The organism is Streptomyces daqingensis (genome assembly GCF_014645895.1).
GTDB lineage: Bacteria > Actinomycetota > Actinomycetes > Streptomycetales > Streptomycetaceae > Streptomyces > Streptomyces daqingensis.
Genome location: NZ_BMMP01000003.1, coordinates 433964 through 458989, shown reverse-complemented (window position 1 = coordinate 458989; position 25026 = coordinate 433964). Strand labels below are relative to the sequence as shown.

Genomic DNA, 25026 nt, shown 5'->3' with positions numbered 1-25026 from the left:
ACGGGGCCGTCCGGCGGGCGCGGCGACCTGCCGGCGCACGAAGGGACCCTGCTCACCATGCATCCAGCGACGTCCTCCGTGTCCGCACCGTTGCGGCCGCTCGGAAATCCGACCTACGCCGGAGGCTCTCCGGCGTTCCCTCCCACCACGGGCCGGGGCCCTCTCACCCGCGGGCCTGCGCGGGGCAGGCTCTCCGGCGCCATCGGAGCCCAGTCCGTCAGCGGGAGGCTGGACCTGACCGGCCCTCAGGGCGAGCGGATCCGCGCGGCCCTCGACTCGGTCCAGCGCATCTGCCCGGAGTTCCAGCCGGTCCAGGTCCTGCGCCGCGTCGGCCGCTCGGTGCTGGTGGCGGGCACGGCCGGGCGCAAGAGCGTGGTCGCCAAGTGCCTCGTGGACCGTGCGCAGCTTCCGACAGAGCGCTTCAGGCACGAAATAGGGGCCTATCGCACATTCGTGCGGCACCGTCCCCCCGTGCGTGTGCCGAAGCTCGTGGCCGCCGACCCCGAGGAGTGCGTTCTCGTCATCGAACGGATGCCCGGGCGGGTGGCGGCCATGAGGCGCCATCTGCTCGACGCGCCGCCCCGCTCTGATCTGCGCGCCGCTCTCGGGGCGGTCTGCAGGCTCAACCTGTGGCAGCCTCCCGTCTCCGGATTCGAGCGGCCCGTCGACTATCCGGCGAAGCTCAGCCGCTACCACGAGCAGGGGCTGCTGACGGACCGCGACCTCGGCGATCTGCAGAAGCTGCTGCACGGGATCGCCCGTACGTACGGGAGCGGCACGCCCTGGCAGTTCTGCCACGGGGACGCACTGCTGACGAACGTGCTGCTGGCCCCCGCCGGCCCGGCGCTGGTCGACTGGGAGCACGCGGGCTGGTACCTGCCCGGTTACGACCTGGCGACGCTGTGGGCGGTTCTGGGTGACGCGCCCATAGCGCGCCGGCACATCAGCCAACTGGCGCAGGCTCAGGGACGCGCGGCCCGGGACGCCTTCCTCGTGAACCTCATGCTGGTGCTGACCCGGGAGATCCGCCACTACGAGACGGCCGTGCAGCGCACCATGCGCGAGCCCGCGCCTCCCGTCGCGTCGCAGGGCGCGGCCGAGCGGCCCGGCGGTATGGCCAGGGGTGAGGAGCAGCGGCTTTTACTCCGCAGGCTGCACGACGACTGCGCCCAGGCGCGGGGTGCCGTGCGGGCGGCTGTCGGCACCCGCTGAACGGGCGGCCGCGCACCGGGCGTTGACGATCCGGGGGGGGCGGGGCGAGCGGGGCGCCATCGGTCCACACCGATGACGCCCCGCAGGCCCGGCCGCCGCCGGCCCTGACGTCGTGCCCGCCGGTCCTCACCACCGCGCCCGCACGGATCGGAACCGTGAGGCAGAGGGGACGGGGGCAGAGGAGCCGGGGGGGGGCCGAACGTACGCCGCTGACGTGCGACTTGTGCCCACCCCACGGTCATTGACGGATGATCGTACAACCGATACCTCTGAGGCCTGCTCGCGTCCGCCGCATGCGACGAGCCCAGTCCGAGGAGGCTTCCTTGCCCGGTTTCCATGAATCGTCCGGCCCCGTTCCCGACGCCCCAGACCCTCTCAGACGCCGCCTCAGGCGCGCACTGGACCGGCTGCCCGTGCGGGGGCGCTCCGCGCGCGCCCTCACGGTCACCGCCGCCGGTGCCGCGGCGGCGGCGCTGCTGCTGCCGCTCGCCTCGCCCGGCCCGTACGCCACGGCCGGACAGCGCGACTCGTCCAAGCTCCAGCAGCACTTCACCGACGCCGCGGAGCAGTACAAGGTGCCGCGCAGCGTCCTGCTCGGCGTCTCCTACCTGCAGTCACGCTGGGACGCACACGACGGCGCGCCCAGCGTGACCGGCGGCTACGGCCCCATGCACCTCACCGACGCCCGTACGGCACTCGCCGAAGCGTCACCGGCGGGCCACGGCCACGCGGGCACGGAGGACGCCCGCGGCGACACCGCGCGCGCGGCCCGCACCGCGGCCGCCCACGCGGCGACGCTCGGAAAGGGGAAGGTGCCCGCCAGGCTGCGCACCGCCGAACGGGCGGCCGAACTGACCGGGCTCTCCCGGAAGGAGCTTCGCAAGTCGGAGGCGGCCAACGTGCGCGGCGGTGCGGCGCTCCTCGCCGACGCGCAGAAGCGGCTGGGCCGCCCGCTCAGCTCCGACCCGGCGGACTGGTTCGGCGCTGTGGCCGCCTTCCCCGGCGCCTCGGAGCGCGCGGCCGGTGAGGCCTTCGCGAACGACGTCTTCGACGTGCTGCGTTCGGGCGCGCGGCGCACCAACGACACCGGCCAGCGGGTCACGCTCGAAGCGGCGCCCTCGCTGCGCGCCGACGACGCGCGGACGGCCGGGGACACGTCGAAGCGGGAGGGCTCCGCGGCGGCGAAGGCCGGCCCCGAGTGCCCGCGGAACGTGTCCTGCGAGTGGCTCCCCGCCCCGTACGAGGAGTACACGGACGACGAGGGCGAGCCGAACTACGGCAACCACGACAAGGCGAACCGGCCCCGGTCCGCCTCGATCGACTACATCGTGGTGCACGACACCGAGGGCCCCTGGAACGTCGTGATGGACCTGATCCAGGACCCGACGTACGTCTCGTGGAACTACTCGCTCCGCTCCTCGGACGGCCACATCGCCCAGCACGTCCGTGGCAAGGACGCGGCGTGGCACGCGGGCAACTGGTACGTCAACGCCAAGTCGGTGGGTCTGGAGCACGAGGGCTTCCTGACCGACCCCGACGCGTGGTTCACCGAGGCGATGTACCGCTCCTCCGCGCGGCTGGTGAAGTACCTGGCGGCGAAGTACGACATCCCCCTGGACCGGCAGCACGTCATCGGCCATGACAACGTGCCCGGCACCACCTCCGCCAACATCCCCGGCATGCACACCGATCCGGGCCCGTACTTCGACTGGCAGCACTACTTCACCCTGCTCGGCAAGCCCTTCAAGCCCGGTGGCGGCGCCGGCAGCGACCTGGTGACGATCAGGCCGGCCTACGGCAAGCACCAGCCGGAGTACACCCGGTGCGACGACTCGGGCGACCCGTGCCCGGCGCACGGCTCGGGCGCCGTACGGCTCCACACCGCACCCGACGCCTCGTCGCCCCTGGTGAAGGACGCCGGCCTGCGTCCCGGGGGCGAGGACTCCACGACCGGCGTCAACGACACGGGTGCCCGTGCCAGCACCGGCCAGCAGTACGCCGTCGCCGGGCGCAAGGGCGAGTGGACCGCGGTCTGGTACCTCGGCGAGAAGGCCTGGTTCCACAACCCCCGGAAGCAGCCCACCGCCGTCCCGGCACGGGGCCGCATGGTCACCCCGAAGGCGGGCAAGGACGAGATCCCGGTGTACGGGCGGGCCTACCCCGAGAAGGAGGCGTACCCGGCGGACATCCCGTTCCAGGAGCTCTCCCCCCTGCCGTACAAGATCGGCAAGGGGCAGGCGTACGCCGTCGGCCTGAAGACGCGCGGCGAGTACCTGTACGCGAAGGACTACGACCCGAAGGCGGAGAAGTTCAAGGTGGTTCGCGGCGACCTCGTGTACTACCAGATCCAGCTCGGTCACCGCGTGGCGTTCGTCAAGGCGGACGACGTGAAGCTGATCCGTTCCTCCTCGTAGCCTCACCGGTCGCCACGAGGGCCCGGCATCCCCGCGGGGGTGCCGGGCCCTCTGCGCGGCGGCACTGCGTCTGCCGGGCTTGGTCCTAGGGCGTGTCTGACAAATCCCGCCTGGCTCGCCCCGCCCTCCGGGCGAACGGCGCCATTTGTCAGACAGCCCCTAGTGCTGGAACATCTCCGCCGGGAGCGGCTTCAGCAGGGCGTAGAGGTCGTTGGTGATCGGACGGTCCCAGCTCGCGATGGTCACGAGCACGCCGTCGCTGCGGTCGAACTGCACGCAGGAGATGCGCTCCTCCGTGCACTTCACGCGGCGCACGATCAGCAGGTTGTCCTCGTGCATGACGGGGTCGTCCTCGACTTCGGTGACCTCGACCGGCTCGTCGTTCTCCAGCGCGGACATCAGCTGGGCCACCTCGAAAGGCACCTGGCTGCCGCTCACCTCGCGGGCCGGCGAGCCCTCCGGCAGATTCCCGATGATCATGGCCGGTCCGCGGCCTCCGAAGAGGTCGTAGCGCAGGAAGACGCCCTGGCAGCTGCCGTCCGGGGCGGGCAGCAGACCTGCCCCGAGATTGCCCGGCCAGTCGGTCGGGTCCATGGCCAGGACATCGAAGTCGGGGCCCGCGGGCACGGACGCACTGCGACGGCGGAGGAACGACATGCGGACATGGTACGTGCCCCGGCAGGACGCCCCGCCGGGCGTCCCCGCTCACCGGACGCGGGAACCGGGGCGCCCGTGCGGCCCGGAGCCTCCGGGAGCCGATGCCACACCCGGCACTCCGTGCGCGCCGGGCCGGGACCGCGGAGCGTCCCGCGGGCGTGTGCGCGCGGGGCAGACCGCTTGGGAGACGCGGCACGCAGCCGGGACTGCGGGGGAAGGAGCGGCAGTGCCGTACGGGAGTACGCGAGATCGGGTGACCGCTGACCGCTGACGCGGAACACCGGAGCTGTTAAGCTCGACGGTTCACGTGCATCAACTTCCTTGCACAGCACGTCCGTTGAGGAGTTTAGCATCCCCATGACCGAGAGTCAACCGGCGGCCCCTCTGGCCGCGGCCCTGCATCAGGAGCAGAGATACGCGGACCTCCTCTACGACCGGCTCGAGGAGGAGCGCGCCGCCACGGCGAAGGTGCTCGCCGAAGTGCACGCCCGCGGTACCGACGGCGGCACACGTCAGGCGGCGACCGAGCGCGAGGCGCTCTCCGACGAGTACTCCCGCCGCCTCGCCCAGCTCGACTCCGTGGAGAGCGGACTGTGCTTCGGGAGGATCGACGCGGTGGACGGCGAGGCCCTCTACGTCGGCCGCATCGGCCTGCGCACGCCCGCGATGGACCCGCTGCTCGTCGACTGGCGGGCCCCGGCGGCCGGACCCTTCTACACCGCCTCGCCCGCCCGGCCCTCCGGCCTCGCGCGGCGCCGCCACCTGCACTCGCAGAACCGAACGGTCACCGGCATCGACGACGAGATCCTCGACCCGCGGCTGCTGCGGGAGCCGGGCCCGGAGTCCGGCGACGAATCCGGGCTCGTCGGCGAGGCGGCGCTGCTCCAGGCACTGGACGGCGCGCGGACGGGCAGGATGACCGACGTCGTGGCCACGATCCAGGCCGAGCAGGACCGCGTGATCCGCTCGCCCCTGCAAGGGGTCCTCGTCGTGCAGGGCGGCCCGGGGACGGGCAAGACGGTGGCCGCGCTGCACCGTGCGGCCTACCTCCTCTACACGCACCGCAGCACGCTCGCCCGCCGGGGCGTGCTCGTCGTCGGGCCCAACGCGGTCTTCCTCCGCTACATCGGCGAGGTGCTGCCCTCCCTGGGTGAGACGGACGTGGTGCTCACGTCCCTCGGCGGGCTCTTCCCCGGTGTGGAGACGAGCGCGGAGGACACCGCCGCGACAGCCGTGATCAAGGGCTCCCTGCGGATGGCCCGGGTGCTGGCCGAGGCCGTGCGGCTGCACCAGCACGTCCCGGACGGCGACCTGCCGGTGCCGCTGGACGAGGAGGAGACCAGCGTCCGCGTGCCCCACGAGGTGTGCTTGCGCGCGCTGCGACGCGCGCAAGCGCTGGAGACGCCGCACAACGCGGCACGCAAGCGCTTCGTCACGGACATGCTCGCCGCCCTCGTACGGGCACGCGCGGAGCACACCCAACGTCCGCTGGACGACGAGGAGTTGCGGCACGGCCCCCGAGAACTGTGGCGGCAGCGATCCGTGCGGTCGGCGCTGGACCGGCTGTGGCCGCTGCTCACTCCGGCCCGGCTGGTGGACCGGCTCCTCTCCGACTGCTCTCTGCTGGCCGGGGCGGCGGCGGACCTGCTCGATGACACCGAGCAGGCTGCGCTGCTGCGCCCGCCGGGCGCCGAACTCACGGTCGGTGACGTGCCCTTGCTCGACGAGGCCGCCGAACTGCTGGGCGAGGACGACTCGTCCGCGCGTGCCCGCGCTCGCGCGGCGCGTGCTGAGCGGGCCGAGGAGGAGCGGTACGCCCGGGAAGTCCTGCAGATTTTGGGGCTCGACGAGTCCGGGCTGGTCGAGGCCTCGGACCTCGCCGTCGGGATGTGCGGCCCCGGGGCGGCGCGTACGACTGCGAACCGGGCGGTGGCCGACCGGAGTTGGGCGTACGGACATGTCATCGTCGACGAGGCGCAGGAGCTGTCCCCCATGGCGTGGCGCATGGTGATGCGCAGGGCACCCTCACGCTCGATGACGCTCGTGGGGGACGTGGCACAGACCGGTAACCCGGCCGGCGCCCGCAGCTGGGAGGGGGTGCTCGCCCCGCACGCGGCGGGCCGCTGGCGGGAGGAGCGCCTTACGGTCAACTACCGCACGCCCGCCGAGGTGATGGAGCCGGCGGCGCGCGTGCTCGCTGCCGTGTCGCCGGACCAGGAGCCGCCCGGGTCGGTGCGGCAGGAGGGCGTACGCCCGCACGCGGTGCGCTGCGAGACGGGATCGCTGGCCGCCGGGGCCGTACGGTGCGTGACCCGTGAACACGGGGCGCTGCGCGAGGCGGGCGGCGGCAAGCTCGCGGTCATCGCCCCCGACGACCGGGTCCCCGCCCTGTGCCGGGCCCTGCCTCGGGCGGCCACGGGCAGCGGCAGCGCCGCGCTCGACGCCGAGGTGGCCGTGCTGAGCGTGGCCCAGGCGAAGGGCCTGGAGTTCGACCGGGTCGTGCTGGCCGACCCGGCGGGCATCCTCGCCCAGTCACCGCAGGGCGGTCACGACCTGTACGTGGCGATCACGCGGGTCACGCACCGGCTCACCGTCGTGTACGAGGGTCATCTGCCGGAGGCGCTGGTGCAGTTGGACCGGTCGGCCCGAGGAGACAGCCCGCAGGCGCACGCCCCCTGGGATCCGGACCGGGCACCCTAGGTGAGGTCGAAGCGCCCGTCGCGCGCGCCGAGGACGAAGGCGTTCCACTCCCCGGGGGAGAAGATCACGGCCGGAACCTCGGGTGTGCGGCCGTTGCGCATGGCGATCCAGCCCTCGACGAAGGCGATCTCCACGCCGCCCATCTCCTGGGTGCCCGACTGCCAGCGGGCGTTCGTCAGGTCGAGGTCCGGCCTTACCGCCGTGCTGGTCACGGTGCGCTCCGCCACGTGCGATCCTCCCGCGTCTCGCTGTCCGGACGATCAGCGTAACCAGCGCGGGCGGCGCCCCGACAGGCCTGTGCGGGCCCGGTTCGCCCCGGGCCCGCACACGGGGGCAGGTCAGACGATCTTGTTGCCGTCGAAGAGGCCGAGGTCCTCTCGGTACAGCTCGACGGGGACGCCGTTGGGGTCCCGCAGATACAGGCTCTCCTCCACGCCGCGGTCCGGGCCGGCGTACTCGATGCCCGCCTCGTCCAGGGCGCGGCGGGCCGCCGCGTGCTCCGGGCCGTCCATCGCCAGGGCCAGATGCTGCACGCCGCCCACCGTCTCGGTGAAGGGGGGATGGTCGTGGCCGGGGAAGTCGAAGAACCCGAGCAGGTTGCCGTTGCCGATGTCGAAGAAGAAGTGCGTGGAACCGCGGTAGTCGCGGTTCTCGACCATCTCGACGAGGGGGAAGCCGAGCAGGTCCTGGTAGAAGCGGACGGTCTCCTCGACGTCCCGGCAGATGAAAGCCACGTGGTGGACTCCGCGCGCCGTGGTCGCCGGTCGCTGCGCGCCGTCTCGCAGGTAACGCGTGCGCACAGCCTCACGCCTGACACGCAGTTCCTCCAGCGCCGTGCCTTCGGGCTCAGCCATCAAGGACCTTCCTCGCAGAAGTGCTTTGCTGTTCAACTATCACTCTACGGGTGTCCACTGCCCCGCACGGGAAAACCGTCAGCGACTGACTCGTCGAAGCCGGACCGTCGTAGCGGACCTTCCGGTGCCGGACCGCCGGCGAGGCGGAGGGGCTGCCGCTGCCTGCCTGCGCGGCGGCCGCTGACCTGCGGGCACCGCTCCGGACGTCACCTGCCGGAGGGGGAACCGCCCGCGAGGAAGGTCTGCACGGCGGCCGCGAACTCCCCCGGCCTGTCCTCGTGCACGAGGTGGCCGGCGTCCTCGACGGTGACCAGCGAGGCCTCCGGAATGCGCTCCGCCATGACCGCCATGTCCTCCTGCGGGAGATGGCTGGAAGGACCGCCGCCGATCAGCAGCGTCGGAGCGGTGATCTCCGTGAGCCCCTCCCACCAGCGCGGGTCCGGGTCGTTGCGCTGGCGGTCGAACTGCCTGCGCACCTCCCAGTCGAAGGCCTGCGGCCCGTCCGGCTTGTCGCGGATCTCCCGCGGCGGGTCCAGCGGCAGCATGGCGGGTGTCTCCTCGAGGACGAGCCGCTCCACGCGGGACGGGTGCTTCCCGGCGAGGATGCCCGCGACGACCGACCCGTAGGAGTGGCCGATGAGGATGACGCGGTCCAGACCCAGCACGTCGAGGAAGGCGAGGACGTCCGCGCTGACGGCGTCCAGCCCGTACTCCCCCGGCCAGTCGCTGCGGCCGTGCCCTCGCAGGTCCGGGGCGAAGACCGGGTGAGCGGCCGCGAGCCGGCTGATCAGCGGACCGCGCCAGTCCTCGCCGTCCTCGCCGAGGCAGTGGAGCAGCACGACGGGAGTGCCCTCCGCGTTGTCCTCCGCCCAGGTGCGGTAGGCGATTCGGAGGCCGTTCACGGAGACGGTGCTGACTTCCTCACTCATACGCCCGACGCTACTCCTTGCCCACGCCTGTCTCCGGCGGCCGCCCGGCCAGCTCCGAACGGCGGTAGGAGTACCCGAAGTAGATGACCAGGCCGATCAGCAGCCAGACGGCGAACCGCAGCCACGTCTGCCAGGCCAGGAACGTCGTCAGCCACAGCGAGAAGCCCACGCCGATCGCCGGCACGAAGGGCATGCCGGGGGCGCGGAAGGTGCGGGGAAGCTCCGGCCGCCGATAGCGCAGCACGATCACCGCGGCGCACACCACGACGAAGGCCAGGAGGATGCCGATGTTGGTGAGTTCGGCGACCTGCTCGATCGGCAGGAAGCCCGCGATGGCGGCGGAGGCGACGCCCACGATCCAGGTGACGCGGGTGGGCACGTGACGCGTCGGGTGGGTTTTGGCGAACCACTTCGGCAGCAGCCCGTCGCGGCTCATCGAGAACCACACGCGGGTCACGCCCAGCATGAAGGTGAACATCACGGTGAGGATGCCGATGATGGCGCCCACCGCGATGAGGTCCGCGATACCGGACAGGCCGACCGACTTGAAGGCGGTGGAGAATCCGCTCTCCTTGTCGATCTCGGTGAAGTTCTGCATGCCCGTCAGGACGAGGCAGGCCAGCACGTACAGCACCATCGAGATCGCCAGCGAGTAGATGATCGCCTTGGGCATGTGGCGCTGGGAGTCCCGGGACTCCTCCGCGGCCGTGCTCATCGCGTCGTAGCCGAAGACCGCGAAGAAGACGGTGGCCGCGCCGGTGAAGGCGCCGGAGACACCGAAGGGGAAGAAGGGTTCGTAGTTCGCCGTGTCGACGTAGAAGAAGCCGACCACGACGACGAGCAGGACGACCAGCACCTTCAGCGCCACGACGAAGGTCTCGAACCGGGCGGCGCTCTTCATGCCCCGGCTGAGCAGGAAGGCGATCAGCAGGCAGAGCACGACGGCGAACAGGTCGACGCGGTGCCCGTCCCCGGTGCCAGGAGCACCGAGCATCCACGCGGGCACCTCGGCGCCCGCCTGCTGCACCAGGAAGGAGAAGTAGCCGGAGATGCCGATCGCGACCACCGCGACGATGGCCGTGTACTCGAGCAGGAGGTCCCAGCCGATGAACCAGCCGGCGATCTCGCCGAGAACGGCGTACCCGTAGGTGTACGCGGAACCCGCCTTGGGGATCAGGCCCGCGAACTCGGCGTAGGAGAGGGCCGCGGCGGCGCTGGCGACCCCGGCGATGAGGAAGGAGACCAGGACGGCGGGCCCCGCCTTCCCGTTGGCGACGGTGCCGGCGAGCGTGAAGATGCCGGCACCGATGATGCCGCCCACGCCGATGGCCGTCAGCTGCCACAGGCTGAGCACCCGTGTCAGCTGGTGAGCGGCCCCGTCCTCACCCTCGCCGATCTGCTCGATGGGTTTGCGTCGCAGGACACCCTGCGTGCTCCAGAGCCCGGCCATCGAGGTCCTCCTCAAGGTGTCTGTGCCGACGGCAGTACCGGCCCGCCCGTCGGACTCATCATGGCGGGCGCCCGCGCCCGGACGAAGGCACCGCACTGTGCCCGTGACCAGCGGTCACGGGCATCCGCTCGCCGCGCCCGTCGGGTTCCCCTCGCCGTGCCGCCCTCAACGAGGGCAGCACCGGCCCGGCACCGCCTCCGTGCGCCTACTTGTCGTTTCCTTCGTTCTCCAGTACCGCCATTGCCGCGTTGTGTCCACCGATGCCGCTCACTCCGCCGCCCCGTACGGCTCCCGCCCCGCAGAGCAGCACGTTGGCGTGCGCGGTCTCGACGCCCCAGCGCCCGGTGCCCTCCCCGGCGACGGGGAAGGACAGGTCGCCGTGGAAGATGTGCCCGCCGGGGAGGCGCAGTTCGTCCTCCAGGTCCATCGGGGTCTTGGCCTCGATGCAGGGGTTTCCGTCCTCGTCCAGGGCGAGGCAATCGCGGATCGGCTCCTGGAGGTGCTCGTCGAGTTCGGCGAGGGTCGCCGCCAGTGCCATCTCCTTGAGCGCCTTGCCGTCCTGTCCGTCCCCTGCTGACGGCTCGAAGCACTCGGGAGGCGTGAGCAGTCCGAAGAGCGTAAGCGTCTGGTAGCCCTCGGAGGCGAGTTCGGACCCGAGGATCGAGGGGTCGGTCAGCGAGTGGCAGTACAGCTCCGACGGCGGCACCTCGGGCAGAGTCCCCTGCTGGGCCTGCCGGTACGCGTCGGCCAGCTGCTCGTAGCCCTCGGCGACGTGGAAGGTGCCGGCGAACGCCTCCCGTGCGTCCACCGCGGAGTCCTTCAGGCGGGGGAGCCGCCGCAGCAGCATGTTCACCTTCAGCTGGGATCCGGCGGCGGACCCGGCCCGGTCCGCCGGTGTCTCTCCGAGCATCTCCGCGAGCGCCTCGGGCGAGGCGTTGACCAGCACGCGGCGCGCCGGCACGCTGCCCTCGCCCTCCTCCGTGCGGTAGTGGACCTCGGCGGTGTTCCCGTCGGTCTCGATGCGGAGCACGGTGTGGCCGGTGGCGATGTCCGCCCCCGCCGCCCGCGCGGACTCCGCGAGTGCCTCGGTGAGTGCGCCCATCCCGCCGACGGGGACGTCCCAGTCCCCCGTGCCTCCGCCGATGACGTGGTAGAGGAAGCAGCGGTTCTGCAGCAGAGACGGGTCGTGGGCGTGGCTGAAGGTCCCGATGAGGCCGTCGGTGAGCACGACGCCGCGCACGAGGTCGTCGGTGAACCGTTCCTCCACGGTCTCGCCCAGCGGCCGCTCGAACAGCGCGCTCCAGGCGGCGTCGTCGCCGACGCGCTCCTTCAGCTCTTCCCGGGTGGGGAGAGGCCCGGTGAGGGTGGGGAATACGCGCTGGGCGACGCGCTGCGTCATGGCGTAGAAGTCCTCCCACGCCTCGAACTCCCGCGTTCCTCCCGTGAGTCGGGCGAAGGACTCCCTTGTGCGGGCGGTGCCTCCGCCGACGAACAGGCCGGTCCGCCTGCCGTCGCGTACGGCGGGCGTGTAGGAGGAGACGCTCCGCTTGCGTACCGCGAAGCGCAGCCCCAGGTCGTCGACGATCTGCGGGGGAAGCAGGCTCACCAGGTAGGAGTAGCGGGACAGCCGCGCGTCGACGCCGGCGAACGGCCGGGTCGACACGGCGGCGCCGCCCGTGTTGCCGAGGCGTTCCAGTACGAGGACGCGCTTTCCGGCACGGGCCAGATAGGCGGCGGCTACGAGGCCGTTGTGTCCTCCGCCGACGATGACGGCGTCGTGGACTGCTGAGTCACCGGAGGTGCGGTGGGGGGCGTCAGGCATGCTTCTTCGTAGCACGTCACGAGCCCGTCCCACACGCTCATTCGTCGAGATCGGCTTCGAGCGAGACGTCCATGCCCAGGACGCCCGGGGTGTTGAACATCTCCGACGCCATCTGCCGTACGTCGGCGGTGCCTTCCAGACGCAGCACGACACGGGCCGTCTCCGCCGCCTCCTCTTCGAGGGGTTCCTCGCCGGTCGTTCCGAACCTGCCCCGCTGCGGTGCGCGGGGCAGCCGGTCGACCCTGACCCCCAGGATGCGGAAACCCCTTTCCGTGCACATCTCCATCAGCTGCGGCAGCAACGCCTCGCCCGTGCGGTAGCGCAGCCGTAGCGCGGACTGCGCCGGCGTCCTTCCCGCCGCGAGCCGCGAGGCGACCAGGGGGTAGCCGCGGACGACGAGGAAGTGCAGCGCGGTGGTCACCGTGGCGAGCAGCGCCAGCCCGCCGCCGCAGGCCATGCCGACCGCGCAGGTGAGCCAGACCGTGGCGGCCGTGGTGAGACCGCGGACAGCTCCTCTGCTGACGAAGATCAGTCCGCCGCCGATGAAGCCGATACCGGTGATGATCTGCGAAGCGACCCTTGAGGGGTCGAAGGAGGCGTTCTCCACACCCAGCACGGCGCTGAATCCGAACTGGGAGATCTGCATCATCAGAGCGCTGGCGATGCCCACCAGGGCGTGCGTGCGCAGCCCCGCGCTCTTCTGCTGGGAGCCGCGTTCGAAACCGATGAGCGTGGAGAGCACGAGGGCGAGGCCCAGCTCGCCCAGTTCCCGCAGTCCCTGATTGTTCTGCACGTCCCACAGAGGAGCCGCCAACTCCTGCACGAGCGCCTCCTTTTGAATGGTTTCGTCCGGAAACTACCAGCACCTGAGCCGCGAAAGCGGAAGTGGCCCGCATCACACCGGGGCGTGTCATACGGGGAGGCGGCCGCGCACGTGTGGCGGGTACAGGCCCGGACCGCCCGCAGTGGAATCCGAAACGGCACGACCGCAGCGGGAGAGGCTCCGGAACCGCGTGCGGACTCCCTCCGCACGCCCAACGGGAGGAGAAGCACCATGCAGCGCACCATGCGGAGCAGGAGGGCGACGGCCGCGGCAGCGGCGGCACTCGTCGCGGCGGGCACCCTGCTCACCGCCCCGTCGGCCGTCGCCTCCCAGTCCGGTACGGCCGGCTCGTCCGCCTCCGCCGAGGACTCGGGGCACGGCCTGGAGTGGTTCCAGGCGAAGCACGGCCTCAAGACCACGGGCGAGGTCGACGGGGCGACGGCCCGGGCGCTCCAGGACGCCCCGGACTCGGAGTTGCACAAGGTGTTCGTGACACCGGCGGACCTCGGACCGGAGGAACTGGCGAACGCCCGGACGGTGATCGGCGTGGGCAAGGGCGCGCAGATACCCGAACAGGGCCAGGTCATCGCGTTGATGACGGCGATGCAGGAGTCGAAGTTCGTCAACTACACGGAGCCCGTCGACCACGACTCGCTGGGCATCTTCCAGCAGCGCCCCAGCACCGGGTGGGGTACGCCTGAGCAGATCACGGACGTCCCCACGTCCTCCAAGTCCTTCTACGGCGTCGCCCCGTTCGGCAGCAATCCCGGCCTGATACAGATCCAGGGCTGGGAGACGATGCCTCCCGGCGAGGTGTGCCAGGCCGTTCAGAGGTCGGCCTATCCGGACCGGTACGCGCAGTGGGAGCAGTTCGCGCGGGACCTTCTCGCCCAGGAAGGCCCGACGGTCCCGCCGATTCCCTGACGGATCGGCACGCTCCGGGCCGCGGCCCCTCCCCGCGCCGCCTCGGCGGCGCCGGCGGAGAGCCGCGGCCGCCGGAGCCTCCGCCGCACCCCTCTCCCTGACCGCCGCGTGAGGCACCGGAACTTGAGAGCGCTCTGAGAATTCCCGTAGCGCGACCGCCTATCCGACGGGCGGCAACTGAAAAACCACGCAGGGAAAGTTCGATTTTCAAGGAACAGCAATCCCTTACTACTCGAACAGCCCTCCCGGCACCGCTGTCGAAGTCGCAGTCGCCCGCTTCGGCCACTCCGCGAAAACGCTGTACTCACCACGCGTGTTCGGCTCTCCGGATGTGCGCCGGCCACTGCCGAATTGGCGCAGCAGCGGGCTGACATATGCTCACCACATACCCCAACCCCCTCTAGAGGCCCAGAGGAGACACCTAAGTGGGGAGGAATGGGCAGCGTTGCCATAGCGATACGGATCGGAGGTTCCGGTCCGTCATGACGCTGAGTAGGGTGTGCGTTGCTGCCAGGCACTGGATGAGTTCCGGTCGAATTCGGCTTGCCCGAATTGTGCGCATGGGGGCGGCATCGGCGGAGACGGCAGATTCGGCAGGAGAGCATGACCGCGGGCTTTTTCGAGGGGCAGTACCAGTGGCACCCGGCGGCCGATGACCGCCAGCTGGCACGCGCCTGCGTGGACGTGCGGGCCGGCCGCTACTTCAGCGCCAACGAGGCGCTCAAGGACGCCCGCACGGACAACGGCCTGCGCGCACACCGCTCGCTCGTGCTCGCCTCGGAGGCCGCCGACTCCGACCTCGCCGAGCGGTGGCTGGCCGAGGACCCGAGCAGGGAGGCCGCACTGCTGTGGGCACGCGTGGCCTCGCTGCGGGCCCTGAGGGCCGCCGACACCGAGGACAGACGCGCCCCCAACCTCGGACGCATCGCCTTCGCCGCCTGCCAGCGCGCCGCGCTGATGGCCCCGAGGGACCCGACACCGTGGGTCACCCAGCTGTCGCTGGCCCGTCTGCAGCGCCCCCGCGACCCCGCACCGCAGGGGCTCCTCACCGCACCGACGGGCCCCTGGACGCTCTTCTCCCACATCCTCCGCCTCGACCCCTGGCACCGGGAGGCCCATCACCGGTTCCTGTCCTTCTTCTTCGCCCGGTACGGCGGTTCGACCAACGCCGCCTGGGACGTCGCCGCCTTCCTCGGCCAACGCGCCCCCGCGACCTCGGCGTTGCGGCTGCTGCCGCTCGTGGCGCTCGTCGAGGGGCACGACCCCTCCTCGCTGCTCGCGAGCCGCACCTGGGAGCAACCCCAGTGGAAGGCCACGGCGTTGGGTGCCTACCAGCACTGGCTTCCCGAGGTCGCCGGTTACGAGTTCACCCCGGTCATCGACCTGTCGTACCTGGCACACGCACTGCTCATGGCGCAGTGCGAGTTCGAGGCCCGGCCGGTCTTCGCCGCCATGGGGCCGTACGCCGCGCGAATGCCGTGGAGCGCGCTGGGCGACCCCGAGGAGCAGCTGACCAAGGCCCGAAGGGCGTGCGGACTGCCGGTACCCAACTCCCGCTGAGGCAGGGCCGCTTCGCGCCGGGACACGCCCGGGCCGGGCTCACGGCGCATCGGACGGCCCATAGCCGGCCCTCCCTAAGACGCTTCTTCTCTGACCCACCCAGAAAGGTTCTCCGTGCCCGACTCCTCCTTCCTCACCCGTGCGAGGACGCGTCAGCGAGAGGCTCCCCCGGCTCTCGACGACGACGCCACACTGCACGCGATGGGATATCCGCGTAAACTCACGCGCCGATTCCGCGCGTTCGACAATTTCGCCATCTCGTTCACCATCATCAACATCATCTCCGGAATCTTCTCCTCCTTCGGATTCGGAATGAACGCGGGCGGTCCGCCGATTCTCATATTCGGCTGGATCGGCGTCTCGGTGATGGTGCTCTTCATCGGCGCCTCGATGGCGGAGATCGCCTCGGCGTATCCGACGAGCGGCGCGCTGTATTTCTCCGCAGGAAAGCTCGCGAAGAAGCACAAGGGCGCGTGGTCCTGGTACACGGGCTGGCTGAACTTCGTGGGCCAGGTGGGAGGAACAGCGGCCACGGGCTTCGCGGCTGCCACGTTCCTCCAGGCCTTCTTCGCGATGCAGTGGCACACGTACGAGGTGACGATCCAGAAGACCGTCGTCATCACGGCGGTGATCCTGCTGCTCCAGGCGCTGGCCAACACCTACACGGTCCAGCTCGTGGCCCTGCTCAACCGCATCTCCGTGTGGTGGCTGCTCATCGGCATGGTCGTCATCGTGACGGCGCTGATGGTGGTGCCCTCCGACCACCAGCCGGCCTCGTTCGTCACGCACTTCGTGAACAACACCGGCTTCGAGAGCGCCATTTACGGCGGCATGCTGGGCCTGCTCGTCACCAGTTGGACCTTTACCGGGTTCGACGGCAGTTTCCACATGTCCGAGGAGACCGTGCAGGCCACGGTGAACGCACCGCGCGGCATCATGCGCGCCATCGGTTACTCCGCGATCACCGGCCTCATCCTGATGCTCGCGCTCGTGTACTCGATCCGCGACTACGGCGCCGAAGCCAAGGCCGACGCTCCCCCGGTGCAGATTCTCATCAACTCCCTGGGCGTCGGCACCGCCAAATTCCTGCTGCTCATCGTCATCGGCGCGATGCTCTTCTGCGGTCTCGCCAACATGACCAGCAACACCCGGCAGATCTTCGCCTTTTCGCGGGACGGCGCCATGCCCGGCTCCCGCTGGTGGCACTCGGTGTCCTCCCGCACCCGCACGCCCGTCAAGGCGGTGTGGCTGGCGGCGGCCTGCTCCCTCGTGCTCGTCATCCCGGGCTGGTGGTCCGAGACGGCGTTCACGGCGATCGTCAGCGTCAACGTCGTGGGCCTCTTCCTCGCCTACGCCGTCCCGATCTACCTCCGCCTGAAGCTCGACGACTTCGAGCCGGGCCCGTGGCACCTGGGACGCTGGGGCAAGCCCGTCGGAACGGTCGCCGTGGTGTGGATCGTGGTCAGCAACGTGCTGTTCATGCTGCCGCACGCCTCGCCGATCACGCCCACCAACTTCAACTACGCCCCGATCGCGCTGGCGGTGGTGCTCGTCATCGCCACCGTGTGGTGGTTCGCCACCGCACGCCGGCGCTTCCAGGGCCCCGTCAGCTACGGCCGCCCCGACGAGGTGGCCGCGATGGACCTGATCTGACGCACGACCGACGCACCGCCTCCGCGGCCGGCCCGCCCGGCCGCGGAGGCACCGGGAAAGGACGGACAGACGGAATGACCCCCCTCAGCGACGACGCCCCGCTCCAGCCCTCCCCCGGGGAACCGCCCGCCGCCGCGGCCGGGCTCGTCCTCGGCCGCGCCTCCTCGGAGGAGTGGCTGCAGGTGGAGGAGTGGGCTGCCGAAGAGGAGTGGAACCCGGGCTTCGGCGACACGGTCTGCTTCCACCCCACGGACCCGGCCGGGTTCTTCCTCGGCCGGCTGGAGGGCAAGCCCGCCACCGCGGTCTCCGTCGTCAACTACTCCGACGACTTCGCCTTCCTGGGCTACTACCTCGTGGATCCCGCGCACCGCGGCAAGGGCCTCGGCATGGCGACCTGGAACGAGGCCGTGCCGCACGCCGACGGGCGCACGATCGGCCTCGACGCGGTTCCCGCCCAGGAGGAGACCTACCGGCGCTCGGGTTTCGTCCCCGCCTACCGCACCGGCCGCTACTCCGGCCGGCCCACGACCTCCGGCACCCCGTCCCCGGACGTCACGGCCGTCACGGATGCCCACTTCGACGCGGTCGCGGAGTACGACCGCCGGTGCTTCCCCGCAGAACGCCGCGCCTTCCTGGAACGGTGGCTCACCGCGGAGGGGCACTCGGCCTACGTCTTCCTGCGCGCGGGCGAGGTCGCCGGGTACGGCGTCGTCCGCAAGGCGCGCTCCGGCAGCCGCATCGGGCCTCTCTTCGCCGACGACCGCCGGACGGCCGAAGCGCTCTTCGACGCACTCACCGCTCACACCGGCCAGGACGAGGAGGTCCATGTCGATGTTCCGGAGACCCACGAGGCGGCGGTCGCCCTCGCCGTCTCCCGGGGTCTGCAGCCCGGGTCCCACACCGTCCGCATGTACGCCGGACCGCCCCCGCCGGTGGACGCGGAGCGCGTGTTCGGGGTCACCAGCCTCGAGCTGGGCTGAGCGGTCCCACGCCGTGCGCCCCGCATCGCGAGCCCCGCATCGGCAGGGCGGCGAAACCCGCCGGGAACCCCGCGCGGATCTCTTCAGCTGCCGCGCGTTGCGGCAGGCTGTAGATGTGCAGACCGACCAGGTCACGTCCCGTGACACGAGCCGCCCCGCCCGCGGGCGCCGAGGGGCGCCCGCGGCAGCCGCAGGGAGAAGCGCCCGTCCCGCTGACCCGCGCTCAGCGGCGGGCGGGCCACACGGTGCCGACGGTGCGTCACGGCCGCGGTCGGCGGCCGCCGGGCTCGGTGCCGTACCCGCGATTCCAGCTCTGACCTGTAGGAGCACCGGCCAGAGAGACAGTCATTCGCTCACTCGGAGGTATCAATGAAGATGCTGATCAATGTGCCGGAGAACGTCGTCGCGGACTCGCTGCGCGGGGTCGCCGCGGCGCATCCCGAGCTCACGGTCGATGTGCAGAACCGGGTGATCGTCCGCGGCGACGCACCCGTCGCCGACAAGGTCGGCCTCGTCTCCGGCGGTGGTTCGGGGCACGAGCCCCTGCACGGCAGCTTCGTGGGCCGGGGCATGCTCGACGCCGCGTGCCCGGGCGAGGTCTTCACCTCCCCCGTGCCGGACCAGATGACGCGGGCGGCGGCCGCCGTGGACAGCGGCAAGGGCGTCCTGTTCATCGTCAAGAACTACACGGGCGACGTCCTGAACTTCGACATGGCCGCGGAGCTGGCCGAGGACGAGGGCATCCAGATCGCCAAGGTGCTCGTGCAGGACGATGTGGCGGTCACCGACAGCGAGTTCACCGCCGGCCGGCGCGGCACGGGCGCCACCCTCTACGTGGAGAAGATCGCCGGGGCTCTCGCCGAGGAGGGGGCGCCGCTGGAGCGGGTGGAGTCGATGGCGCGCCAGGTCGCGGACTCCGCGCGCAGCTTCGGCGTCGCGCTCAACCCGTGCACCACGCCCGCCAAGGGCAGCCCGACCTTCGACCTGCCGCCCGGGGAGCTGGAGCTCGGCATCGGCATCCACGGCGAGTCGGGCCGCGAGCGCCGCCCCATGATGACCTCGGGCGAGATCGCCGACTTCGCGGTCGACGCGGTGCTCACGGACCTGGAGCCCGACGGCCCCGTACTGGCCCTCGTCAACGGCATGGGCGGCACTCCCCTGCTGGAGCTGTACGGATTCTGCGCCGAGGTGCGGCGCGTCCTCGAAGAGCGCCGCGTGCCCGTCGCCCGTACCCTCGTCGGCAACTACGTCACCTCGCTGGACATGGCGGGGGCCTCAGTGACGCTCTGCCGGGCCGACGAGGAGATGCTGCGGTTGTACGACGCGCCGGTGAGCACGCCGGGTCTGCGCTGGGGTTGCTGAGCATGAGCCGTGAGCAATGGACCGGGCAGCGGCCGCCGTCGGGCGCCTCGCCCGCGAGCCCTCGTGAAAGGGAGTTGTCTTGACCGACCTGACCGATGAGCTGGACGCAGGTGCCGTCTTCCGCTGGCTCACCGCCGCAGCCGCCGCCGTCGAGCGTGAGGCCGACCTGCTCACCGAGCTGGACTCGGCGATCGGGGACGCGGACCACGGCAGCAATCTGCAGCGCGGATTCGCGGCCGTCGTCACCGCGCTCGGCAAGGAGTCGCCCAGCGCGCCCGGCGCCGTACTGATCCTGGCCGGCCGCCAGTTGGTCTCCAGCGTCGGCGGTGCCTCGGGGCCGCTGTACGGAACACTGCTGCGCCGTACGGGCAAGGCACTCGGCGACGACGAGCAGGTGACCGGCCGTCAGCTGGCGGACGCCCTGCGCGTGGGAGTCGACGCCGTGGCCCAGCTCGGCGGCGCGGCCCCGGGAGACAAGACGATGCTGGACGCGCTCTACCCCGGCGTCGAGGCGCTGTCCGCCGGAGGGCCCGATCCGTACGGCGCGGCACGCACCGCGGCCGACGAGGGCGCCCAGGCCACCGTTCCGCTGCGTGCGCGCAAGGGCCGGGCCAGCTACCTGGGCGACAGAAGCATCGGGCACAAGGACCCGGGAGCGACGTCGTCCGCGCTCCTGTTCACCGCACTGGCCGGGGCGGTCGCCGATGAGTGAGCAGCAGGACGCGCAACCCCGCCCCCAGGCGGGGAAGCCGGAACCGCGTGTGGGAATCGTGCTGGTCTCGCACAGCAAGGAGGTGGCCGACTCGGTCGCCCGCCTCGCCGTGGGGCTCGCCGCCGGACGCGACAGCGCTCCGGTGGAGGGCGCCGGCGGCGGGCCGGACGGCGGTCTGGGCACCAGTGCGGAACTCATCAGCGCCGCGGCCCACAAGGTCGACTCGGGCGCCGGGGTGGCCATCCTCGTCGACCTCGGCAGTGCCGTGCTGACGGTGAAAGTGCTGCTGGCCGAAGGGGACGAACTGCCGGAGAACTCGCAGCTCGTGGACGCGCCCCTCGTCGAGGGGGCGATCGCCGCGGTGGTCGCCTCCGCGGGAGGTGCGGACCTCGAGGAGGTCGCCGCGGCCGCGGAGGAGGCCTACCACTTCCGGAAGGTGTGAGCGGGGCGGCCACGGGCCGTCCCGGCTCCGGGCCGCCACCCCGCCGGGCGGGTCAGACGGCGGGGGTGCCGCGCAGCGAGGGGGGCCGCACCGTCACGGGCCCGCTCGTGGCGCGCCCCTCGATCCCGTCCGCCGTCTGCCGGGCCCACGACTCCACGGCGGCCACGTCGATGCCGTGCGGGGGGCCGGCCGCCCAGGGAGCGATCCCGTCGGCGCCCCGCAGCAGAAGGCGCGCGCCGCCCGTGGTGTTCCCCCGGGCGAGGTGCGTGACGCCGACCGCGATCTGCGCCAGCCCCTTCCACAGCGGCCGTTCCTGCTCCGGCGCGGACTTCCAGGCGTCCTCGAAGACCTCGTGCGCGTGGAAGGGCTTGCCCTCGTCGAGCAGCCTCTGCGCCTCGCCCAGGGTCTCGTTCGGGGTACGCACCACGCCCTCGGGCTGCCGGGCGACGCCCTCCTCCCCGTACGGGAGCGGCCGTCCGAGCCCGTCGCGCGGGCGCGCGTTGCGGGCCTTCCCCTCCGGGTCGCGGTCGCGGCGTTCCCGCCGACGGCCGCCGGACGGGGTCCCTGCCCCGGCTTCGGGCCGGTCCGCCGCCGGGTCGTGGCCGCAGTGTTCGCAGTCCGCGCGTCCGGGCTGCTCACGCACCCGGCCGCACTCCTCGCAGACCTGGTTCAGCCAGCACGCCGGCTCCCCGCCCTCGCGCTCGTCGCTGCCCTGCACGTGACTCCCACCTCCTGCGCGGCCCCGGCCGCCGGCTCCCGCGGGGCAGACTCTCCCCGTCGCCGCCGGGCCCCGGCGTTCCGCCTTCCAACGTAACCCTCTCCGCCCGCGGCCTGCGGCTGGGGCGGACGGCGCAGCGGCCCGGCGCTCAGGCCGCGTCGATCCCCTCGAACCAGGCGGGTCCGTCGCCGGCGGCCATCTTGATGCGGCTGACGGCGAACTCCTCCAGGTCGGGGAGCGCGTCCAGGGAGAACCAGCCCACCTCCAGGGACTCCTCGTCGTTGACCCTGGCCTCGCCGGAGACGGCGCGGCAGCGGAAGCAGACGTCCATGAACTGGCAGATGTCGCCGGACGGGTAGGTGACGGGCTCCGGCAACGCCTGTACGAGGACCACCCGTTCGGGCACGCAGGTCACGGCGGTCTCCTCGTGGACCTCGCGCGCCACCGCGGCGGCGGGCTGCTCCCCCGGCTCGGGGATGCCGCCGATGATCGCCCAGCGCCCGGTGTCCGTCCGCCGTCCGAGCAGCACCCGCCCCTCGTCGTCGAAGACGACGGCGCTCACGCCGGGGAGGTAGAGCAGCTGGTGACCTGCGCTCTCGCGGAGGGTGCGGATGAACTCGGGTGTCGCCATGGGCCCGACTCTACGTGTTCGGGCGTCAGCCGCGACGCCGGAGGACCGGGCGGGACGGTGCTCCGTCGAAGGGTCACTGTGGGTCTCCGCAGACAGGAGGCGCCGGGCCTGCACAGGGCCGGTGAGCAGCGGCGACGTGTGGTCCGGCCCGGGACGGGCAAGCGCTCAGCCTGGAGGTGATGGCGTATGACGGCTATGCCACCGCCCTGCCGGTGCACTTCCTGCAGTGGTACCGGGAGGGGGCAGACGGTCATGGACGGCCGGGGCAGCTACGTCGAGGCGTGCGAGTCCTGCCAGGGTTCGGGACGGGTGACGCAGGTGCTGCGCCGTCCCGGCCGGTCCGGCCGGCCCGGTCCCCCGCCCGGGGCTCCCGGCTCCGGGCAGGCGGGTGCGGAGCTCCGGGAGGAGTAGCCGTGCAGGCGCGACGAGGCCCCGCTCCGGCGAGCCGGGGGCGGGGCCTCGCGCTCCCGGCTGCGGAATGCCGTCGCGGTTCCGCGGAAGCGGCCGCCGCTACCGGCCGCGCCCCGTCGCCAGTTCGAAGACGGCAGCGGTGACCAGCCCGTACACCAGGTGCGGCACGAGGTCCGACAGCCAGTCGGACGGAGTCCAGCCGCGGGGGTCGGAGATGTCCAGGGCCGCCATCGGCACGTCCGAGCCGGCCATGGCCGCGACGCCCGTCGCCACCGCGGCCACCGGCACCGCCGGACGCCACCCGGAAGCTCTGGCCAGGCCGTAGCACGCGCCGACAGCGACTCCCGTGGCCATGCCGAGCAGCGCGCCCACGCCGGCTGCCCTGTTCGTCCGGACCTCGCCGGTGCCGGGGAGGGCGACGTCCGTGCGGTCGCTGAGCGCGTCGACGACGTCCGCCGGCGCCGAGCTCGCGGCCCTGCCCCGCAGCGCCATGTCCGCGTAGGTGACCGCGTTGAGCGCGGTCGTCCCGGCGGCTCCGGCCGCCGCACCTGTCAGTGTCCTGCGCAACATGGCTGTCGTGGTTGCCTCGCCGCCGCGCCGGAAACGCCCCCGTTCGGGGCGTCCCCGCCGATTCCGGGGCGCTCGGGTGCCGGGGCCGGACCGCCGTGCACCAGGCGCGGCCAGGTGAAGGGGCCGCACCCCTCCCGTACGCGCCTCCGCGCGGCCCGCCGGAGGCGGTCATCTTCGCACCAAGCACATCATTCGGGCGCAACCCATCCACAACTCGCCGTTCGCGCACTACGGTTGAGCCCGCGAGTCGCAATCCGTCCGCCGACGTCGCAGGCGGTACGGGTGCGCGGGTTCCGGGGGGTCGCGCGAATGACGTCACCAACGCTTGTGCCATGCCCAGTCGAGCAGCGGGAGAGCAACGCGGCCGACGTCGCCGGCGTACTCGTCCTCGGGGCCTGCGCCGCCTGGGCGCTGATCACGGCTGCCGGGCGCGACGCCCGGCCGGAGGGTCTGCTGCTCGCGGTTCTCGCCGTCGGCGCGGGCTACGCAACCGGGCGCATCGCGGGTTCCCTGCTGCCGGTGGGCGCTCCCGCAGGCGCCGCGGCACTCGGCGTCCTGCTCGCTCTCTTCGGCCCGGTGCCGACCCGGATGGTCGCGGGGAGCATCCGGTTCGCGGGCCCGGAGGGGCGTTCCGGCGTCACGGCCGCGCTGCTCACCCTCGCCGTGGGCGCGGCCTGCTGCGCCGCGTGGGCCACTCCCGTCAACGCGGTGCGGGTCGTGCTGCGCCTCGCCGCGGCGGGCACCGTGGCGCTGGCCCTGGTCCTGGGGACGCCCGTCGGGTTCGCGGCGGGGCTTGCCGTACTGCTATGGTCCCTGGCGGTGGGACGCGTACGCCGGCGGCTGCCCGCGCTCGCCGCCCTCGCCCTGGCCGCGACGGCGGTCACGGGCGTCACCCTCGCCGTGGCGGCGGACGCGCTGCCCCGGCCGGTGACCGCCGCTCTCCAGGGCCAGTTGACGGAGCACCGCACCGACCTGTGGGAGGACGCGCTCCACCTCCTGCGCGAGAAGCCGCTCACGGGGACGGGACCCGACACCTTCCGCGAGCTGAGCCCCACCACCCACCAGGCCGCGGGAGCCGACGGCAAGCCCCACTCCGCGCCGCTCCAACTCGCCGCCGAGCAGGGCCTCGTGGGGCTGCTGCTGCTCGCGGCGGCGTACGTGTGGCTGATGGCGGCGCTGCGGGCCTCTCCCCGCCCGGCGCCCGTCGTACTCACCGCCGCGGCCGCGCTCTCGGCTCTGGCCGCGCTGAGCGCGATCGGCAACGCGCTGAGCTTCACTCAGGTGACGGCGGGCGCCGCGCTGCTGGCGGGCACGGCCGCCGCGCGGCGGTCCGTCCACCTGTGAACGTCCCCTGCCGGGCGGGCTCTTACGGCGTCAGGGTGGCCGCGGTGAGGAGCCGGCCCTCGGCGTAGGTGGCCGCGGCTTCGGGGAGCCGCTCGGCGGCGCGTCCGCTGAAGAGCACCGTCAGCCCGCCGGTACCGGGGGCCGAGGGATCCGGACGGTGGCCGCCGCGCCGCAGGGCCTGCGCCGCGACCGCCTCCGCGGAGCCGAAGAGCGCGGGCAGCGGCCCGCCGGGCTGCGCGACCGCGGCACGGATGCGTTCTCCGACGAGTTCGTAGTGGGTGCAGCCCAGCACGACGGAGCGCACACCGGGCGGCGTGAGCGCGGCGGCCGCCCCGACGGCGACGTCGATGGCCTCCTCCTGGGCGCTCTCGACCGCGTCGGCCAGGCCGTGGCAGGGAACCTCGGCGATCTGTGCTCCCTGCCCGAACTCCGCGATGAGGCGGCGCTGGTAGGGGCTGCCCGTTGTGGCGGGCGTGGCCCATACGGCGACGGGGCCGCCCGCGCTCGCGGCGGGCTTGACCGCCGGCACCGTCCCGACCACGGGGATTCCGGGCTCCAGTTCGGCGCGGAGCGTCGGAAGGGCGTGCACGGAGGCGGTGTTGCAGGCGACGATCAACGCGTCCGGGCCGTGCGCGGCGGCGGCCTCGGCGCAGGCCAGAGCGTGCGCGGTGATGTCTTCGGGGGTGCGGGGGCCCCAGGGCATGCCCGCCGGGTCGCTGGAGAGTACGAGGTCGGCGTCGGGCCGCAGACGCCGTACCGCCGCTGCCGCGGCGAGGAGGCCGAGTCCCGAGTCGACGAGCGCGATCTTCACGGCAGGAACTGTAGTCGATGGGCCATCCGGGGCATGTCCCCACGTCT

At 72.3% G+C, this 25026-nt stretch carries 22 protein-coding genes; 11 read left to right on the top strand and 11 right to left on the bottom strand.

The window, feature by feature from the left end; all coding sequences use genetic code 11:
- The first annotated feature begins 57 nt into the window (after nucleotides 1–57).
- On the top strand, nucleotides 58–1212 hold the full coding sequence (locus IEY56_RS07030) for an aminoglycoside phosphotransferase family protein (RefSeq protein ID WP_189036186.1): 1155 nt from the start codon (nucleotides 58–60) through the stop codon (nucleotides 1210–1212).
- A gap of 293 nt (nucleotides 1213–1505) precedes the next feature.
- Nucleotides 1506–3626 carry an N-acetylmuramoyl-L-alanine amidase gene (locus IEY56_RS07025; RefSeq protein ID WP_189036185.1) on the top strand — a complete coding sequence of 707 codons (2121 nt, stop codon included), beginning with the start codon at nucleotides 1506–1508 and terminating at the stop codon, nucleotides 3624–3626.
- A 159-nt stretch (nucleotides 3627–3785) separates the two neighbouring features.
- On the opposite strand, the gene IEY56_RS07020 is transcribed toward IEY56_RS07025, so the two are convergent.
- Nucleotides 3786–4283 carry a hypothetical protein gene (locus IEY56_RS07020; protein ID WP_189036184.1) on the bottom strand — a complete coding sequence of 166 codons (498 nt, stop codon included), beginning with the start codon at nucleotides 4281–4283 and terminating at the stop codon, nucleotides 3786–3788.
- 357 nt (nucleotides 4284–4640) lie between these two features.
- On the opposite strand from IEY56_RS07020, the gene IEY56_RS07015 reads away from it, so the two are divergent.
- Nucleotides 4641–6983, top strand: a complete 2343-nt coding sequence (locus IEY56_RS07015) for a HelD family protein (protein WP_189036183.1) — start codon at nucleotides 4641–4643, stop codon at nucleotides 6981–6983.
- On the opposite strand, the gene IEY56_RS28310 is transcribed toward IEY56_RS07015, so the two are convergent.
- The 6 genes from IEY56_RS28310 to IEY56_RS06985 all read right to left on the bottom strand — a co-directional run bounded on the left by IEY56_RS28310 (nucleotide 6980) and on the right by IEY56_RS06985 (nucleotide 12861).
- Nucleotides 6980–7210 (bottom strand): DUF397 domain-containing protein, encoded by a 231-nt coding sequence (locus IEY56_RS28310; protein WP_045865610.1) that lies wholly within the window; start codon nucleotides 7208–7210, stop codon nucleotides 6980–6982. The genes IEY56_RS07015 and IEY56_RS28310 overlap by 4 nt on opposite strands.
- 111 nt (nucleotides 7211–7321) lie before the next feature.
- The gene (locus IEY56_RS07005) at nucleotides 7322–7837 is read right to left on the bottom strand and encodes a VOC family protein (RefSeq protein WP_189036182.1); all 516 of its coding nucleotides are present in this window, start codon (nucleotides 7835–7837) and stop codon (nucleotides 7322–7324) included.
- A gap of 206 nt (nucleotides 7838–8043) precedes the next feature.
- Nucleotides 8044–8766, bottom strand: a complete 723-nt coding sequence (locus tag IEY56_RS07000; protein ID WP_189036181.1) for an alpha/beta fold hydrolase — start codon at nucleotides 8764–8766, stop codon at nucleotides 8044–8046.
- A gap of 10 nt (nucleotides 8767–8776) precedes the next feature.
- Nucleotides 8777–10216: an amino acid permease gene (locus IEY56_RS06995; RefSeq protein ID WP_189036180.1), complete on the bottom strand. Its 1440-nt coding sequence runs from the start codon at nucleotides 10214–10216 to the stop codon at nucleotides 8777–8779.
- Between the two features lie 205 nt (nucleotides 10217–10421).
- Nucleotides 10422–12038: a phytoene desaturase family protein gene (locus tag IEY56_RS06990; RefSeq protein WP_189036179.1), complete on the bottom strand. Its 1617-nt coding sequence runs from the start codon at nucleotides 12036–12038 to the stop codon at nucleotides 10422–10424.
- Nucleotides 12039–12075: 37 nt separating this feature from the next.
- Nucleotides 12076–12861 (bottom strand): MgtC/SapB family protein, encoded by a 786-nt coding sequence (locus IEY56_RS06985; RefSeq protein ID WP_189036178.1) that lies wholly within the window; start codon nucleotides 12859–12861, stop codon nucleotides 12076–12078.
- A gap of 231 nt (nucleotides 12862–13092) precedes the next feature.
- Here IEY56_RS06985 and IEY56_RS06980 point away from each other — a divergent pair, with 231 nt between their 5' ends.
- The 7 genes from IEY56_RS06980 (at nucleotide 13093) to dhaM (ending at nucleotide 20494) form a co-directional block, all read left to right on the top strand.
- Nucleotides 13093–13785 (top strand): peptidoglycan-binding protein, encoded by a 693-nt coding sequence (locus IEY56_RS06980; RefSeq protein WP_229711670.1) that lies wholly within the window; start codon nucleotides 13093–13095, stop codon nucleotides 13783–13785.
- A gap of 603 nt (nucleotides 13786–14388) precedes the next feature.
- Nucleotides 14389–15345 carry a hypothetical protein gene (locus IEY56_RS06975; RefSeq protein ID WP_189036177.1) on the top strand — a complete coding sequence of 319 codons (957 nt, stop codon included), beginning with the start codon at nucleotides 14389–14391 and terminating at the stop codon, nucleotides 15343–15345.
- 201 nt (nucleotides 15346–15546) lie between these two features.
- The gene (locus IEY56_RS06970; protein ID WP_189036260.1) at nucleotides 15547–16998 is read left to right on the top strand and encodes an amino acid permease; all 1452 of its coding nucleotides are present in this window, start codon (nucleotides 15547–15549) and stop codon (nucleotides 16996–16998) included.
- Between the two features lie 74 nt (nucleotides 16999–17072).
- On the top strand, nucleotides 17073–17978 hold the full coding sequence (locus IEY56_RS06965) for a GNAT family N-acetyltransferase (protein WP_189036176.1): 906 nt from the start codon (nucleotides 17073–17075) through the stop codon (nucleotides 17976–17978).
- Between the two features lie 369 nt (nucleotides 17979–18347).
- The gene (gene dhaK / locus IEY56_RS06960) at nucleotides 18348–19340 is read left to right on the top strand and encodes a dihydroxyacetone kinase subunit DhaK (RefSeq protein WP_189036175.1); all 993 of its coding nucleotides are present in this window, start codon (nucleotides 18348–18350) and stop codon (nucleotides 19338–19340) included.
- Between the two features lie 79 nt (nucleotides 19341–19419).
- The gene (gene dhaL, locus IEY56_RS06955) at nucleotides 19420–20052 is read left to right on the top strand and encodes a dihydroxyacetone kinase subunit DhaL (RefSeq protein WP_229711669.1); all 633 of its coding nucleotides are present in this window, start codon (nucleotides 19420–19422) and stop codon (nucleotides 20050–20052) included.
- Entirely contained in the window at nucleotides 20045–20494 is a 450-nt protein-coding gene (dhaM, locus tag IEY56_RS06950; protein WP_189036174.1) for a dihydroxyacetone kinase phosphoryl donor subunit DhaM, read from the top strand. The genes dhaL and dhaM overlap by 8 nt, the downstream gene beginning before the upstream one ends.
- Before the next feature lie 52 nt (nucleotides 20495–20546).
- Here the strand turns inward: dhaM and IEY56_RS06945 are convergent, their stop codons facing one another.
- The 3 genes from IEY56_RS06945 to IEY56_RS06935 all read right to left on the bottom strand — a co-directional run bounded on the left by IEY56_RS06945 (nucleotide 20547) and on the right by IEY56_RS06935 (nucleotide 22824).
- The gene (locus IEY56_RS06945) at nucleotides 20547–21212 is read right to left on the bottom strand and encodes a DUF309 domain-containing protein (RefSeq protein ID WP_229711668.1); all 666 of its coding nucleotides are present in this window, start codon (nucleotides 21210–21212) and stop codon (nucleotides 20547–20549) included.
- 148 nt (nucleotides 21213–21360) lie between these two features.
- On the bottom strand, nucleotides 21361–21843 hold the full coding sequence (locus IEY56_RS06940) for an NUDIX hydrolase (protein ID WP_189036173.1): 483 nt from the start codon (nucleotides 21841–21843) through the stop codon (nucleotides 21361–21363).
- A 510-nt stretch (nucleotides 21844–22353) separates the two neighbouring features.
- Nucleotides 22354–22824 (bottom strand): hypothetical protein, encoded by a 471-nt coding sequence (locus IEY56_RS06935; RefSeq protein ID WP_189036172.1) that lies wholly within the window; start codon nucleotides 22822–22824, stop codon nucleotides 22354–22356.
- 327 nt (nucleotides 22825–23151) lie between these two features.
- On the opposite strand from IEY56_RS06935, the gene IEY56_RS06930 reads away from it, so the two are divergent.
- Nucleotides 23152–24168, top strand: coding sequence for an O-antigen ligase family protein (locus IEY56_RS06930; RefSeq protein ID WP_229711667.1), 1017 nt, complete (start codon nucleotides 23152–23154; stop codon nucleotides 24166–24168).
- Nucleotides 24169–24190: 22 nt separating this feature from the next.
- Here IEY56_RS06930 and IEY56_RS06925 read toward each other — a convergent pair whose 3' ends face one another.
- Complete coding sequence (locus tag IEY56_RS06925) at nucleotides 24191–24979, bottom strand: glutamate racemase (protein ID WP_189036170.1); 789 nt, start codon at nucleotides 24977–24979, stop codon at nucleotides 24191–24193.
- Nucleotides 24980–25026: the final 47 nt, after the last annotated feature.